The sequence below is a fragment of the Egibacteraceae bacterium genome (assembly GCA_035540635.1).
Taxonomy (GTDB): Bacteria; Actinomycetota; Nitriliruptoria; order Euzebyales; family Egibacteraceae; genus DATLGH01.
Genome location: DATLGH010000096.1, coordinates 1 through 14,580, shown reverse-complemented (window position 1 = coordinate 14,580; position 14,580 = coordinate 1). Strand labels below are relative to the sequence as shown.

The following is a 14,580-nucleotide window of genomic DNA, read 5'->3' as shown; positions in this document are numbered from 1 at the left end:
CCCCAACAGTTGGGACGATGGGTCCTGACAGGAGGTCCGCAATCATGGGATACCGACCCCCCTACGACGATGAGTTCAAGCGCCGGGCCGTCAAGTTGGTGACCGACATGGGCATGTCGTTCCAGGACGTGGCCGCTGATCTGGGCTGCTCGGCCGAGGCGATCCGCGGCTGGGTGCGCCAGGCCGAGGTCGACGCCGGAGCACGCGAGGGCGTCACCAGCGACGAGCAGCAGCGGCTGCGTGCGGAGAACGCCGAGCTGCGCCGGCGCAACCGACGGTTGGAAGAGGAGCGTGAGATCCTAAAAGCAGCAGCCGCCTTCTTCGCCCAGGAGACCAACGGCACCCGGTAGAGGTGTACGGGTTCATCGAGGCGAACAAGGCGGCGTTCAGCGTGACCGTGATGTGTCGGGTGCTGGAGGTGGCCCGGTCGGGCTATTACGCCTGGCGGCGCCGTCAGCCCTCGGCGCGGCAGCGCGACGATCAACGGCTGCTGGGGCTGATCCGGCGGATCCACGCCGACGCGCGCGGCTGCTACGGCAGCCCGCGGGTGCACGAGCTGGTCGACGACCACGACGAGCGGCTCGGCGTCAACCGGGTGGCCAGGCTGATGGCCTGCGCAGGCATCGCGGGCGTCTCGGGCCGCAAACGCGGGCCGCGCACCACGGTGCCGAGCAGCCGGTCAAAGCCGCCGGACCTGGTCGGCCGTGACTTCACCGCGACCGCGCCTAACCGGCTATGGCTCGCCGACATCACCTACCTGGAAACCGACGAGGGGTGGCTGTACCTGGCGGTCATCCTCGACGCGTTCAGCCGCCGCATCATCGGCTGGGCGACCGCTGACCACCTGCGCACCCAGCTGCCGCTGGAAGCGCTGGAGATGGCGCTCAAGGGCCGCGACGTGCGGCCCGGCACGACGCTGGTGCACCACACCGACTCCGGGTCGCAGTACCTGTCAGAGGCCTACGGACGGCGTCTCTCGGGGGCGCAGCTGCGCGCCTCCGCGGCCCGGTCCGCTTACGACAACGCCATGGTCGAAAGCTGGTTCCACACCCTCAAGAATGAGCTCATTCACCGGCACCGCTGGGCCACCCGCGCGGCCGCCGACCTGGCCGTGTTCAGCTACATCGGCTGGTACAACCAGCGGCGTCGGCACAGCTCCCTGGACATGCGAAGCCCCGTCCGCTACGAAAAGGAGGAGACCACCCCGACACTGTTCAGCCAAGCCTGACTCTGTCCACGGGATCGGGGGAAGATCAGGTCCACATCAGCGCCCGCCCCGCTGAAGCCGATGACCGGGCCGTGCCTGGCCACTGGGAAGGCGACCTGTTGTTCGGCACAGGCCGCTCGGTGATCGCCACCCTGGTCGAACGCTGGAGCCGCTTCACGATGCTGGTGCACCTCGATGGGGCCACCTCCGACACCGTGGTCGCGGCCCTGGCCCGCCACGTGCTCACCCTGCCCGAGCAGCTGCGCCGGTCCTTGACCTGGGACCAGGGTGTGGAGATGGCCCAGCACACACGCCCAGTTCACCATCGACACCGGTGTGCAGATCTACTTCTGCGACCCCCGAAGCCCCTGGCAGCGCGGCTCCAACGAGAACACCAACGGACTGCTGCGCCAGTACTTCCCCCGCCGAGTTGCCAATCTCAACGACTACAGCCAAGCCGACCTTGACATCGTCGCCGCCCACCTCAACGGCCGACCTCGCAAGACACTCGGATACATGACACCATCACAGAAGTTCAACGAGGCTGTTGCACTCACCCATTGAACGCGCCCCTGTTCCGCGATGGCGGCACTACGGACCAAAGTCCGCCGCGGCGGCCTCTCGACTTCGACCCTCGCCGGGTAGGGCGGAGGTCGACGGCGGCGGCACACGTCACGCTCCGTAGCTGCCGCGCCTCCCATCCTCGCTCGACTGCGGGGAGGCAACCGCAAGATTCCGCCGATCATGTGAGGTTCCGGTGGTCCGCAACCCACGGGTATCGGCTTGTGTCGGTCAGCTCATCTGTTCGCGGGCCAGCGCGAGGTCGTAGTCGGCTTGGAGCCGCATCCAGAACTCGGGCGAGGTCCCGAACACCCGACTGAGCAAGATCGCCGTCTCGCCGGTGACGGCCGTCCGCCCGGTGACCAGGCGGGACACCCGCCCGCGATCGACCCCCATGGCCCGCGCCAGGTCCGCGGCGCTCATGCTCCGCTCCTCCAACTCCTCGGCGACGTGCTCGCCAGGGTGGATCGCCACACTCACCTTCACAGCCATCGCCTGCCTCCTCAGTGGTAGTCCTCGATCTTCACGTCCAGAGCACGGTTGTTCTCGATCCGAAACGTGATCCTCCACTGGTCGTTAATGCGGATGGAGTAGGTCCCGACACGGTCGCCCTTCAACTTCTCGAACCGGTTGCCCTTCAGCGCGCTCAGGTCACGTTGGTCGACAGCGGCCTTGATGCGGTTGAGCCGCATGATCGCCTGCTTGTCGAACCCCTTGCCGTAGCTGCTGCCCTCCAGATGGAGACGCCTCGTCGCTTCGTCGCCGTACTCCATCTCCACGGGGTCACCCTACCGTTCCGTTGCACGCTGCACAACATGCGACGGCCGTCCGAGACACTTCAGCGAATGAACGACGGCTCGGAGCGCTCCCGCTGGACCACCAGGCCCTGGCGAACAGCGGCGCGCTCGAACGCCTCGGCCAAACGCTGCACCGCAGCCGCGTCCTCGGGACCAGCGAAGTAGTCCAGGTCGCGGGTCGTGCGCTCCAACACCCCGTGCGCCGCCATAGCCGCACCCCAGCAAGCACGAAGCGCTCGGACTCGTCCAGACCGGCCACGAGCGCCGCCACACGCTCCTGCAGCCCAGTCAGCGTCACGGGCCGGCGACGTCCTGGCGGCGAGCGAACGCGCGCTCGGCAATCCTGCACACGCACCTGGCGGTGCCGAGCCAGCCACTGGATCCACGCGCGACTGACCGCCGGGGGCAGCACGAGCTCGTCCCACAGATCGACGTCGATGAAGTAGCGCCGTCCTTAGCGGTGCCCTTCCGCAACACCTGCTCATACACCCGCGCCCGTTGCCGCCGGTCGCCCAAGTCATACGTGGGGTCGGCCTGGCTCCAGTTCACCCGCCGCGGCAGCGTCACGACCCCACTGGCACCGTAGAGCGTCGCGTCGCCTCGTGGTTGTGCGCCACTCGGGCTGGCCTCGTCGAGGAAGCTGTCACAGCCTGGCCATGCCGCGTGCAATTCCCTTCGGACAGCGCCGCAAGAGCATGAGCGTGTCGGGCCGAGAAGGGGGTGACCCAGGCGGTGAGCGAGGACCACGGATCCTACGGTCTCCACCGCGAGGATCGAGACGAACACCGACGGGGTCGAGCGCGTCCGCGACAGCACGTTCGGGCGTGGCCCCGCACTGTTGTCGCCGTGTCTCCACGCCGGTCGCAGAGGGAGGTAGGTCCCCATGTCTGATCGGGGCGACCTGCTTGATGTGCCCGCAGCCGCTCAGCGACTCGGTGTGACCCAACGATGGGTTCGGCGCGCTGTCGCTGAGCGTCGCATCTCGTTCGTCAAGGTCGGCCGCAACGTCCGGTTCGAACCGGAGGCGATCAGCCGCTACATCGAGCGGCAGCGCCAGCCAGCTCGCGACGGCGCCGCGTGAGGGTGGGCACCCAGCACGACTGGGCTTGCCGCCGGCGTGCCATCTACGTGCCATAACGAAGTGGCACGGGCGGTAAATCACGGACAACCAGGGGACCCGAAAACCCCGGCTGACCTGCGGTTTTGTGTTCTGACCGGCACCCTTGGGCCGTTCTTCCAAGCTGGTGATGAGGGTTCGATTCCCTTCGCCCGCTCCACACAAATCGGCTGGTCGCAGGCCGTTTGGAGGCGATTCGCGCCGGCGCACCACAGCCCATGAACACCCCAAGGAGGACGCGAACGCCGCGCTCGCCCAACAGTGGATCGACGAGCACACGGGCCTTGGGCCCCGCACCCGCGACACGTACCACAGCATCCTGGAGCGCCACATCGCCCCGCACATAGGCGAGAGCACCTGGGCCACCTGACGACGGCCACGGTGCGCCGCTGGCACACCAAGCTGCACAAGGAGGCGTCACCCGTCGGCCGCGGCGAAGGCGTACCGGCTGGCGCGCGCGCCCTGGTGCTGCTCGCGGCCTGGTGCTCGCTGCGCCTCGGTGAGCTGACCGCGCTGACCCGCGCCGACCTCGACCTGCTGCACGGCAAGGTGAAGGTCACCAAGAACCTGCAACGCCTCGACGACGGCACCCTCGTCGTGGTGAAGCCGAAGTCCGAAGCGGGGCCGGCGCACCGTCACGATCCCCCCGCCGCTGCTGCCCGACGTCGAGGCGCACCTGGACGCCTACGTCGGCGCGGCGCCTGACGCGCTCGTGTTCACCAACGAGCAGGGCCGGCCGATCCATCGTCACCGCTGGTCCGACATCTGGCGGCGGGCACGCCTCACCGTCGGCCGGCCGGACCTGCGCTTCCACGACTTGCGCCACACCGGCAACACGCTCGCCGCCGCGACCGGGCGAGCACCGCCGAGCTCATGGCCCGCATGGGCCACAACTCGCCGCGGGCCGCGCTGATCTACCAGCACGCAACCCAGGACCGCGACGAAGCGATCGCCCGCGGCCTTCCATGCAGACCTGATCGCCGCGGAGCATCGGGAGGTGGAGACCCGTCTACCTGCGAGGGGCGGTGGCTTAGCTGAGGCCCCGAGCTCGCGGCCGGAAGCGACCTCGCTCAATCAGGTGTTGGGGTCGGCGGTGGTGCGCTCGTAGAGCCCGCGCATCTAGGCCGCCTGGCCGAGGTGCCGCAGCTGACCCTCGATGACGCTCACCAACCGCACCCCGACGGACACGGGCGGGTCCCAACGCTCGTCGATGATCCGGTCGAGCTCGGCCGCGTCGACCGCGGCAGGTACTCGAGCGTGCGGTCGGCGACCGCGTCGTGGTGGCCGGCGAGAAGCTCCGGGCCCGCGGGACGGACGGCGCCGACGTCCTCGCTGCTCGGGACGGTAGACGAGGGCGTCGCGTCTAGCCCGCCGGTGAGGCGGCGCACGCCCTCGCGAACGCGCCCGAACGCGTCCGAGGGCACCTCGGAGGTGTCCATCCCTTCACCATAAGGCGGTCAGCGGCCACGGACGGACCTCTCGGTGTTGGTGGCTGCCGACCGCGGCGGCGGCGCAGTCTGCCGCACCGCCGAGATGGACGGGTGCGCGACACTTGCGGGTGATGAACGACGAGCCGTGGGCACGGCGGACGAGGCGCCGGCCGTGACGAGCACCCTGGTGGGGCGCGACGAGGAGCTGAGGCGGCTGCTCGACGCGCACCGGGCCGCCGACGCCGGCCGTGGAGGCGTCATCGCGCTCGTGGGCGAGGCCGGCATCGGCAAGAGCCGCCTGGCCGCGGAGCTGGGGCGGGAGGCGACCCGGCGGGGCGCCCGCGTGCTCGTCGGCCGGGCCGTCGACGGGGCCGGCCACGTCGCCTACCGGCCCGTGCGCGAGGCGCTGCTCGTGGCGAGCCGGGAGCCCCTGCCCGACAGCCCCGCCATCCAGCCCTTCCTGCCGGCACTCGGGGCTCTCGTCCCCGCCTGGCGGGCGCCGGGGCCCGCGCCGGACACGAACCCCGTCGTGCTCGGCGAGGGGCTGCTGCGGCTCCTGGCCGCGTTGGGCGGCCCGGCCGGCACGGTCCTCGTCCTGGAGGACCTCCACTGGGCCGACCCGGAGACCGTGGCGGTGGTCGAGTACCTGGCCGACACCCTCGCCGGCGAGCGGGTCCTCGTCCTGGTGACCCTGCGCTCGGAGGTGGCAAGCGACGCGCTGGCGCGCATCCGCCAGCTCGCCGCCCGCCGCGCCGCGACGGTCGTGTCCCTGGCGCGTCTCGGCCGGTGCTCCGTGGACGCGCTCGTGCGCGAGGCGGCCGGCGGCGAGGTGCCCGGCGAGGTCCTCGAGGCCGTGTTCGCCCGGTCCGAGGGTGTCCCGCTGCTGGCCGAGGAGCTGGCGGCGTGCGCGCACGAGAGCGTTGCCACGGCCGTGCCCGACACGCTCGCGGGACTGATCGGTGACCGCCTGCGCAGCCTGCCGGCTCCGGCTCGGTCCCTGCTGGAGGCCGCGGCGCTCGTCGGCCGGCGCGTGGAGCTCGACCTCGTCGCGGCCGCCGCAGGGGTCGACGACGCGGTCGAGCACCTCGGCGTCCTCACCGACGCGGGGCTCGTCGAGACGGACACCGCCACGACCCTGCGCTTCCGCCACCCGCTGCTGCGCGACACGGTGCGCGGCCAGCTGCTGGCACCGCGTGTCCGCGAGGTCGCCGCCCGGGCAGCGGCCCTGCTCGAGGCCCGCCCCACGCTCGACGACGAGGAGCGGCAGCTGGCCGCCGAGCTGCGGGAGACGGCGGGGGACCGCGAGGCCGCGGCCCTTCACCTGCTGGCGGCAGGTCGCCGGGCGCACGGCGCCGGCGCGCTCAAGACCGCCGAGCGCGCCCTGCGCCGCGCCCGCGCCCTCGCCGAGGACGTTCCCGCACTGCGCCAGGACGTGGAGGTCAGCCTGACCGAGACGCTCGCCGCCGCCGCGCGCACCGACGACGCCCTCGCCATCGGCCGCCGTCTCGCCGATGAGCTGGAGTCGCAAGGAGACGCCGCCGCCCGCCTCGCCGCGCTGCACCTCGCGCTCGCCCGCGCGGCGGTGGAGGCGACCCGGTGGGCGCCGGCCCGCGAGCACCTCGCGGCGGCACGGTCCGCGGCGGAGGCGGGTGACGACGCCGTGCTGGCCAGCCGCGTGGACGTGCTCGCCGCGAACCTCGCGATGGACGAGGGCCGGCCCGACGACGCGGTGACCCTGGCGCGGTCCGCCCTCGCTCGCGGCGGTGGGGAGCCGGAGGTCGCGGCCGAGGCTCACGGGGTGCTCGGCCGCAGGGAGCGCCTGCGTGACCTGACCGCGGCGCGTGCGGCGTTCGAGCGCCAGCACGCCGTCGCGGAGCGGCACGACCTGCGCCTCCACGCGGTACGCGCCCTGCACGAGCTCGGCACGATCGACATGTTCACCACCGGGCGCACCGACCGGCTGGAGCAGGCCCGGGACCTCGCCGCAGCCGCCGGCGCCGTGTCGCTCACCGCCACGGTCGACCTCCAGCTCACCGGGGCGTACGCCTTCCAGATGCGCATCGAGGAGGCGCGGGTCGCCGGGCGCCGCTGCCTCGACATCGCCCGGCCGCTCCGCCTGGAGCGCGTGCACCTCATGGGGCTCGTGCAGTGCGCGTTCGGGGAGGCCATGGCCGGTGACGGCGACGCCATGGAGGCGCTGCTCGCCGAGGCCGCGGGGGCCGCGCCCGCCGACCCGGAGGTCGCCGCGATGGCCGCCGGCCACTGCCGTGCCTGGTTCGCGCTGCTGCGCGAGCGCCGCCGCGACGCGCTCGCCCACCTCGATGGCGCCCTCACGCTGGCAAGCCAGCGGCCGTCGATGCCGCCGGGCATCTTCCCTGGCGTGTGGGCCCTCGTGTCGGTGCTCGACACCGACAGGGGGGTGCAGCGGCTCGAGCGGCTGCGCGCTGGCGAGCCCGGCATCCCGGTGATCCCCGCCATCCTCGACCTCGCCGAGGCGGTCCTCGAAGGACGCGCCGGGGACGGCGTCGCCGCGGCCCGCCTGGTCGAGGCCGGCGACCGGGCGCTGCGGGCCGTGCAGCTCGACGCGGTCAGCTGCGTGCTGCGCCGCCACGTCGCCGAGGCAGCGCTCGCCGACGGCTGGGGCGAGCCCGTGGCATGGCTGCACGCGACGATCGACCGGTTCGAGCCCACCCCACACACCGCGCTCGTCGACGCGAGCTACGCCCTGCTGCGGCGGGCGGGCGTCCGCCGGCGCCGCGGCGAGGCGCCCGTGCCGCCGGGGCTGCGCCGCCATGGGTTGACGCCCCGCGAGGCCGAGGTGCTGCGCCTGGTCGGGGAACGGCTGCCCAATCGCGAGATCGCCGCGCGCCTGTTCCTGTCCACCCGCACCGTCGAGAAGCATGTGGAGAACCTGCTCGCCAAGACGGGTTGCGGGGACCGCGCGGCGCTGGCCGACCTCGCGGCGGGTGAGGCGTCGTAGCTACGTAGGCGCCGGCGCCCGGCTACGTGGTCCTCCCCGATGTGGCGGCCGTCGGGTCGGCGGATCCTCGATGGCGAGCAACCGCCTCGAGAGGAGCCCACCGTGGACCTGCGCACCCTCGCCGTCGCCGGCGACGTCATCACCCGCTCGCACCCCGACTACGAGACCGCCCGCCGCGTCTGGAACGGCGCGATCGACCGGCACCCGGCGGCGATCATCCGCTGCACGAGCACCGCCGACGTCGTCGCCGGTCTGGCCTGGGGCCGCGAGCAGGGCCTGACCATCGCCGTGCGCGGCGGCGGCCACTCCATCCCGGGGTTGTCCACCTGCGACGACGGGGTCGTGCTCGACCTCGGCGGTCTACGACGGATGGAGGTCGACGCCGGCGCCCGCATGGCCGTCGCAGGGCCGGGCCTGGTGTGGGCCGACTTCGACGCAGCGACCCAGGAGCACGGGCTCGCCTCGCCCGGCGGGGAGATCTCCGACACGGGCATCGCGGGTCTGACCCTCGGCGGTGGGATCGGCTGGGTGTCGCGGCGCTTCGGCCTGGCCTGCGACCAGCTCGTCGAGGCGGAGGTCGTCACCGCGGACGGGCGGATCGTGCGGGCCTCCGCCGACGAGCACGCCGACCTGTTCTGGGGTCTGCGCGGCGGCGGGGGCAACTTCGGCGTCGTGACGGAGTTCCGGTTCCGGGTGCACCCCGTGGGTCCCGTGCTGCCCGTCGCGATCGGCATGCACCCGGCGGCGGCCGCCGGCGAGGCGCTGCGCGCGGTTCGGGACTGGTGCGCCGACCAGCCCGACGAGGTCGGGGTCAACCTCGCGCTCATCACCGCCCCGCCGGTCCCGCCGATCCCGCCGGAGCTCCACGGCCAGCGAGTGGCGGTCATCGCCGCCTGCCACACGGGCGACGTCGAGTCGGGGGGCGCGCACCTGCGGTCGCTGGAGCGCGCCGGCCTCGCCCAGCTGACGCCGATGCCCTACGTCGCCCTGCAGTCGATGGTCGACGCGGCGGTGCCGCCCGGGCGGGGCAGCTACGTGAAGTCGGAGTTCCTCGGCCACGTCGACGACGCCATCATCGACGCCCTGCTCGACGGCTGGGCGGCGATGTCCTCGCCGCTGAACCAGATCCTCCTGCGGCTGATGGGCGGCGCGATCGCACAGGTCGACCGCGACGCGACCGCCTTCGTGCACCGCGACGCCGGCTGGATGCTGACCGCCGCCGCGGTCTGGCCGGATCCCGCCGCCGACCCCCAGCCGCACGCTGCCTGGTCCCGTGCCGTCTGGGAGGCGACCTTGCCGGCGTCCAGCGGCGGCGGCTACGTCAACCACCTCTACGACGAGGGCGAGGACCGCGTCCGAGCCGCCTACGGCCCGACGACCTGGGATCGGTTGGTCGACCTGAAGACGACCTGGGATCCGGACAACGTGTTCCGCCTGAACCAGAACATCCGGCCACGGACGGCGCAGCCGGCGTAGCCGGCACGCCGGCTGCGCCGCCTCGCATGCTCGACAACCCGCGCGTGGCGGCTGTCCCCCACCGGCGCGCTCCTGAACCGGGTGACGCGCCCAGAGGTCGACGTGGCACTGCGCGCTACCGCTCGTGATGGAGGCGTTCCGCAGCGGCGACGAGGTGCCCTACGAGGCGTACGGGGAGGACATCGCTCGTTCATCGCCCAGATCACCCGGCCGATGTTCTGGAACCTTCTCGCGCAGGAGTGGTTCCCGCAGGTCCCCGGCCTCGTCGAGCGCCTGACCAAGGATTCGCCGGCGCGCGTGGTCGACGTCGGCTGTGGGACCGGGCGGTCGACGATCGCCATCGCGCGTGGCTTTCCCGACGCCGCCGTCGTGGGACTGGACCTCGACGAGGCGTCCGTCGTCGAGGCGCGAGCCAACGCCGAACAGCAGGACGTGCACGACCGTGTCGCCTTCGAGGTGCGCGACGCGGCCGATCCCGGGCTCGAGGGCCGGTTCGACCTCGTGTGCGCCTTCGAGACGGTCCACGACATGGCGGACCAGGTCGGTGCGCTGCGGGCGATGCGGGGCCTGGCTGCTGCCGACGGGTTCGTGCTGGTGATGGACGAGCGGGTGGCCGACACGTTCACCACCGACTCGCGAGCCACGAGGTTGATCGCGTCGTCGGCCGGCTTCGGGGACGCCGAGGAGCCGAGGAAGGGAGCGCAGCGGTGCACCACGAGCTGCTCGGTCAGACGACGCGTCCACGCTGTGGCCGTGGCCGTGGCGGCCGCGACCGCCCGCACAACAACGCCCGCGGTCATCGAGCGCAGCACCCGACCGCGGCCGGCTCCTATGGCCAAGGCGGCGACGGCGCAGATGTGCGTCCCGGTGCTGATCGGGGCGAGGAGCGCCAGCGTGGCCACGGCAAGGAAGACCAGGTGACCGCGCCGCGCCGGGAGCTGAGCCGCAGCACGATCGGCTGGGTCGTGCGTGCTGCGTGCCAGCTCAAGCCCGGAAACGATCGCCGCTTACCTTTGCCATCGGCAAATCCGTAGTGCCCTGGATCTCACCCCCTCGTCCAGGCTGGTGGCCTGGACGGTGGATCGCGGGTGGCGGGATGGGGTTCATGCTCGTCCCGGCGCTACCTGGGTGCCCGGCCGGATCCCCCCGGAGGCGCGCTAGCTAGCACCCGCCGGGCTGGCGGGGCCAGGCGCCGGCGCGGCGCATGGCTACGCCGGCGCGGCGTCGCGCGTCGCCGAGATGCGCTTCTCGTAGCCGTCCACGCGGCGAGCAAGGCGCATGCCGGCTCGCTCGTACAGGCGGGTCGCGCCGGTGGGGCTCTCGGCGTCGACGCCGAGCTCGATCCCGGCGAGACCCTTGGCGCGCAGCCGGCCGATCGCTTCGGCGAGCAAGGGGCGGCGACCCCCCATCCGCGGGCGGCCCGGACGACGCCGGCCGCACGTCCTGCGGCCACACCGCGGGGGGCGTGGCGCCTCGGGCCCGAGCCGCATGCGCAGGAAGGTGCGGACTCGCGCCCAGACGCGGCTCCTCGAGCCGTCGCATGCGCTCCTGCTCCATGTCGGGCAGCCAGCTTGCGCAGCCCGCAGGGCTTCGCGGCCTTCGGCGGCGGCGAGCTGCCCTGCGCGCGTTTCCAAGCGTGCCGCAAGGCGTCCTCGTCCCAGTCGTGCGACAGCCGGGGCGCGAGGACCCGCGCCGGCCCTCGGGGCTTCCCGTTCGACGACCGCAGACCTGCCCTCCGCCACACCCTTGCCCGTATCCGCTTGCCGCCGCGCGAGCAACGCGGCGGGCTACGGCACGGACGTCAGGTTGGCAGCCGGCATCGGCCCGCCACGCAGCGGCCGGCTGTCGAGCGCGCGCCGCTCGTTGTCACGAAGCCGGGGCTCGTAGTGTGCGAAGAAGATCTTGCCCACGAGGTCGCGGCGGCTGCGCACACCGGTCTTGTCGAACACGCGCTTCAGGTGCTGCTGGACGGTGTGGGGCGAGAGGTGGAGACGGCTCGCGATCTGCGCGGTCGAGTCGCCCTGGAGGACGAGGCGCGTGACATCCTGTTCCCGCTGGGTGAGGCCGTACGCCGCCATGAGAAGCGGGGCGATGCGCGCCGGGTGCGCCGGCTCGACGATCACCGCCACCCGACGGGCGCCGCCGGTGACGAGCGAGGCGCCGTGGAGCACGACCCAGACGCCGGACCGTGACAGCACCCGCGAGAGGCTCATCGTGTCCGGCTCGTCGGGGTGCTCGGCAGTGCCCAGCGCGCGGCCTGCCACCGCGACGACGGCGGCGGGGAGCCGGCCGGCGTCCCAGTCGCCGTCGGGCAGGTCCGACAGCCAGCGCTCCACCCCCGGCGTGGCCGACTCGACCTCCCAGGTGTCGCTCAGGACGATAAGCCCCGGGGCGTCGGGGCGGTCGGGGTCCATCGCCTCGCCGAGGAGCAGCGCCCGGCGGGCCCCGTCGGCGAGGTGCGGCGCGACGCTGCGGACGAACTCGATCTCTCGCTCGTCGAAAAGGCGCTCGCCGGGCTCCCGGTAGAGCCCGACCGCCCCCCAGACCTCCCCGCCGGGGGTGCGCAGCGCCGCGATCAGCTCCTGGTCGCCCCCGTAGGCCATGTTCTGGTGCCACCGCGGGCTGCTGCTCGGGTCACCGGCGGTGGCCTCGTGCAGCGTCGACACCCCGCGCCGCGAGCGGGCCACGTCGGCGAGCTGGTTCACGTCGTCGGTGTAGTACTCAGCGGCGAGCGCCTCCGGTGCGAGCTCGGGGACGCCTTCTGCGAAGTGACTCGTGACAAGCAGCGATGCAGGGTCGATGGTGAACCAGCACGGCCCGAGCCAGTGCGGCACCACCCGCCCGAGCACGCCCGCCGACGCCTTCCAGAACGACACGAGGTCATGGCCCTCCCGGGTCAGCCGCACGAGCGCGTCCCGGGCCCCCTGCAGCTTGTCCCACCGCAACATGGCGTAAGGGTACCTGCGGCGGGCTCACGCGACCGTGCGCATGCGCCGCCGCCTGGGAATTACCAGCTTTCTGGGATAGGCAGGCCGCTCGGCCCTGCGTACGGTCAGCGAGACCTCGAGTGCCAACGACGAGCGGGAGCGCACACACGATGACACCAAGCGACATCCTCAAGGCCATGGTCACCGCGATCGAGGGGCGGGACGCGGAGGCCTTCGCCGCGCTGTTCGCCGAGGACGCGGTCGGCTACCACCCGATGTTCCCCGGCGGGGTCCGAGGCCGTGCGGCGATCAAGGAGGCCGAGCAGAGCCTGTTCGCCGCCTTCGACGATGTCCAGGTGCGGGTCCGCGGCGTGCTCGCCGAGGAGCGCCGCTGCGCGGCAGAGGTCGTGCTCACCGCGGTGAACACCGGTCCGCTGGACCTGGGCGGCGACGCGCCGATGCCGGCCACGGGGCGGACGATCGAGATGCCCGCCGTCTGGTGGCTAGAGCTGGGGCCGGACGGCCTCATCGCCGAGACCCGTGACTACTTCGACACCGCCACGATGATGACCCAGCTCGGCGTGCAGCAGCCCTGATGCGGCTGGCCGCCGGCACGAGCCAAGGAGACGACGCACGATGACCACCACGAGCGTGAACCCCGGTGTCGCGCGCGCCGCCGGAGCGGAGCTCGACGCCGCGACCGCAGCGCTCGCCCGCGCCTTCCAAGACGACCCGGTGGCGTGCTGGGTGACACCCGACCTCCGGCGCCGGCGCGAGACGCTGCGGGGCTTCTTCCGGCTCGTGACAGCTGCCTTCCTCCCGCACGAGCACGTCTACGTCGTCAGCGACGGCAGCGGCGCGGCGCTGTGGTCACCCCCCGGAGCGACGCTCATCGAGCCGGCCGACGAGGCGGCGTTCGCGCAGCGCATGACCGACGCCGTCGGCGCCGAAGACGCCGCGCGGATCTTCGAGGTCATGGCCCTCACCGACGCCCACCACCCTCAGAAGCCGTGCTTCTACCTCGGCTTCATGGGCGTCGTGCCAGAGCGGCAGAACCGCGGCCTCGGCGGCGCATTGCTGCGGCCGGTGCTAGCCCGCGGCGACGCCGACGGCGTCCCCGCCTACCTCGAGGCCTCCTCGCCCGACAGCCGCAGGCTCTACGAGCGCCACGGGTTCGAATGCATCGGGGAGCTCCTCGTGCCCGGCGGGCCGACGCTGTGGGCGATGTGGCGCGAGCCCGAGCTGCGCTGACGAGCGCCCGTACGCCGGCCCGTGCTGCTGCTCGCCGTGACCACCTGCAGCCCGCCGGAGGCGCTCGTGGGCTTGGACGAGCCGCGGTCCGCGACCTTGCCGCACTCGTGAGCACCGAGGCGGGGCCGCCGGGCCTCACCGGCGACGAGGCGTTCTACCTCCGCAGCATCACGAAGCTGTTCACCGCCGCCGTGGCCCTGCAGCGACCGTGCATCAATGGATCGCACGATCATGCTATCTACGCGGCCGGCTGGCACGGACCCGCCGACGCGAAGGAGGCACCAGAGGTCCGCCCTCCTCAACTTCCGGGGCATACGAGATCCCTGCATTCCATGGCTGGGCAAGTCTGGGAGAGTCGGGTAAGGGACTGGGTCGGTGCGGCCTTGGTCGACGGCGGCATCGCTTCCCGCCGCCCGCAGCGGCGGGGCCTTGGAGGGCCTCCCCAGTTGACAGACCAACCCTCCGACCGTTTGCCAGCGGCCATGGTTATCTCCGTGTAGGCGGCCAGCGCGGTCCGGTTTGACGGACAGCTGATCTCCGGCTCGGCGGACAGGTGATGTCCGGGTCGAGCGTTCCGGTTCCGATGGATGAGTCCCTCCGGTGGGTTGACTTCGCGGCGTCCAAAGCCCGTTGTCAACACCAACGACCGGAGGGACTCGTGAAGAAGTGTGACAGGGAGATCATGGAGATTTTGGAGGCGTATGACCTGACCGGCTGTGCGCATTCGGCGGCGCAGCTGGTGGGGTGTGACGAGAAGACGGTGACCCGCTACGTGCAGGCACGCGCGGCGGGCAGGGATCCGTTCGTGGTGGTGGAGCGCGCCTCGGTCATCGA

14 protein-coding genes and 1 pseudogene are annotated in these 14,580 nt (G+C 72.5%); 10 read left to right on the top strand and 5 right to left on the bottom strand.

The genetic code is table 11. The annotated features are described in order from the left end of the window. The first annotated feature begins 44 nt into the window (after positions 1 to 44). The 3 genes and pseudogenes from VM324_15000 (at position 45) to VM324_14990 (ending at position 1,771) form a co-directional block, all read left to right on the top strand. Entirely contained in the window at positions 45 to 350 is a 306-nt protein-coding gene (locus VM324_15000; GenBank protein ID HVM00599.1) for a transposase, read from the top strand. A 2-nt stretch (positions 351 to 352) separates the two neighbouring features. Next, positions 353 to 1,228, top strand: a complete 876-nt coding sequence (locus tag VM324_14995) for an IS3 family transposase (GenBank protein HVM00598.1) — start codon at positions 353 to 355, stop codon at positions 1,226 to 1,228. Between the two features lie 26 nt (positions 1,229 to 1,254). Next, positions 1,255 to 1,771: pseudogene (locus VM324_14990) on the top strand (IS30 family transposase). A 228-nt stretch (positions 1,772 to 1,999) separates the two neighbouring features. On the opposite strand, the gene VM324_14985 reads toward VM324_14990, so the two are convergent. The 3 genes from VM324_14985 to VM324_14975 all read right to left on the bottom strand — a co-directional run bounded on the left by VM324_14985 (position 2,000) and on the right by VM324_14975 (position 2,774). Further along, on the bottom strand, positions 2,000 to 2,260 hold the full coding sequence (locus VM324_14985; protein ID HVM00597.1) for a HigA family addiction module antitoxin: 261 nt from the start codon (positions 2,258 to 2,260) through the stop codon (positions 2,000 to 2,002). A gap of 11 nt (positions 2,261 to 2,271) precedes the next feature. Then, the gene (locus VM324_14980) at positions 2,272 to 2,541 is read right to left on the bottom strand and encodes a type II toxin-antitoxin system RelE/ParE family toxin (GenBank protein ID HVM00596.1); all 270 of its coding nucleotides are present in this window, start codon (positions 2,539 to 2,541) and stop codon (positions 2,272 to 2,274) included. A gap of 65 nt (positions 2,542 to 2,606) precedes the next feature. Then, the gene (locus VM324_14975; GenBank protein HVM00595.1) at positions 2,607 to 2,774 is read right to left on the bottom strand and encodes a hypothetical protein; all 168 of its coding nucleotides are present in this window, start codon (positions 2,772 to 2,774) and stop codon (positions 2,607 to 2,609) included. Between the two features lie 674 nt (positions 2,775 to 3,448). On the opposite strand from VM324_14975, the gene VM324_14970 reads away from it, so the two are divergent. The 5 genes from VM324_14970 (at position 3,449) to VM324_14950 (ending at position 10,489) form a co-directional block, all read left to right on the top strand. Further along, complete coding sequence (locus VM324_14970; GenBank protein HVM00594.1) at positions 3,449 to 3,646, top strand: helix-turn-helix domain-containing protein; 198 nt, start codon at positions 3,449 to 3,451, stop codon at positions 3,644 to 3,646. 417 nt (positions 3,647 to 4,063) lie between these two features. Continuing rightward, positions 4,064 to 4,387, top strand: a complete 324-nt coding sequence (locus tag VM324_14965; protein HVM00593.1) for a hypothetical protein — start codon at positions 4,064 to 4,066, stop codon at positions 4,385 to 4,387. Between the two features lie 897 nt (positions 4,388 to 5,284). Further along, the gene (locus VM324_14960; protein HVM00592.1) at positions 5,285 to 8,092 is read left to right on the top strand and encodes an AAA family ATPase; all 2,808 of its coding nucleotides are present in this window, start codon (positions 5,285 to 5,287) and stop codon (positions 8,090 to 8,092) included. A 102-nt stretch (positions 8,093 to 8,194) separates the two neighbouring features. After that, on the top strand, positions 8,195 to 9,568 hold the full coding sequence (locus VM324_14955) for an FAD-binding oxidoreductase (GenBank protein HVM00591.1): 1,374 nt from the start codon (positions 8,195 to 8,197) through the stop codon (positions 9,566 to 9,568). A 213-nt stretch (positions 9,569 to 9,781) separates the two neighbouring features. Then, positions 9,782 to 10,489, top strand: a complete 708-nt coding sequence (locus tag VM324_14950; GenBank protein HVM00590.1) for a class I SAM-dependent methyltransferase — start codon at positions 9,782 to 9,784, stop codon at positions 10,487 to 10,489. Positions 10,490 to 10,776: 287 nt separating this feature from the next. Here VM324_14950 and VM324_14945 read toward each other — a convergent pair whose 3' ends face one another. Further along, positions 10,777 to 10,959 (bottom strand): hypothetical protein, encoded by a 183-nt coding sequence (locus tag VM324_14945; protein ID HVM00589.1) that lies wholly within the window; start codon positions 10,957 to 10,959, stop codon positions 10,777 to 10,779. Between the two features lie 396 nt (positions 10,960 to 11,355). Beyond that, complete coding sequence (locus tag VM324_14940; protein HVM00588.1) at positions 11,356 to 12,516, bottom strand: LuxR C-terminal-related transcriptional regulator; 1,161 nt, start codon at positions 12,514 to 12,516, stop codon at positions 11,356 to 11,358. A gap of 149 nt (positions 12,517 to 12,665) precedes the next feature. Here VM324_14940 and VM324_14935 point away from each other — a divergent pair, with 149 nt between their 5' ends. Then, positions 12,666 to 13,091: a nuclear transport factor 2 family protein gene (locus VM324_14935; protein ID HVM00587.1), complete on the top strand. Its 426-nt coding sequence runs from the start codon at positions 12,666 to 12,668 to the stop codon at positions 13,089 to 13,091. 40 nt (positions 13,092 to 13,131) lie between these two features. Then, positions 13,132 to 13,746, top strand: a complete 615-nt coding sequence (locus VM324_14930; GenBank protein HVM00586.1) for a GNAT family N-acetyltransferase — start codon at positions 13,132 to 13,134, stop codon at positions 13,744 to 13,746. Positions 13,747 to 14,580 lie beyond the last annotated feature (834 nt).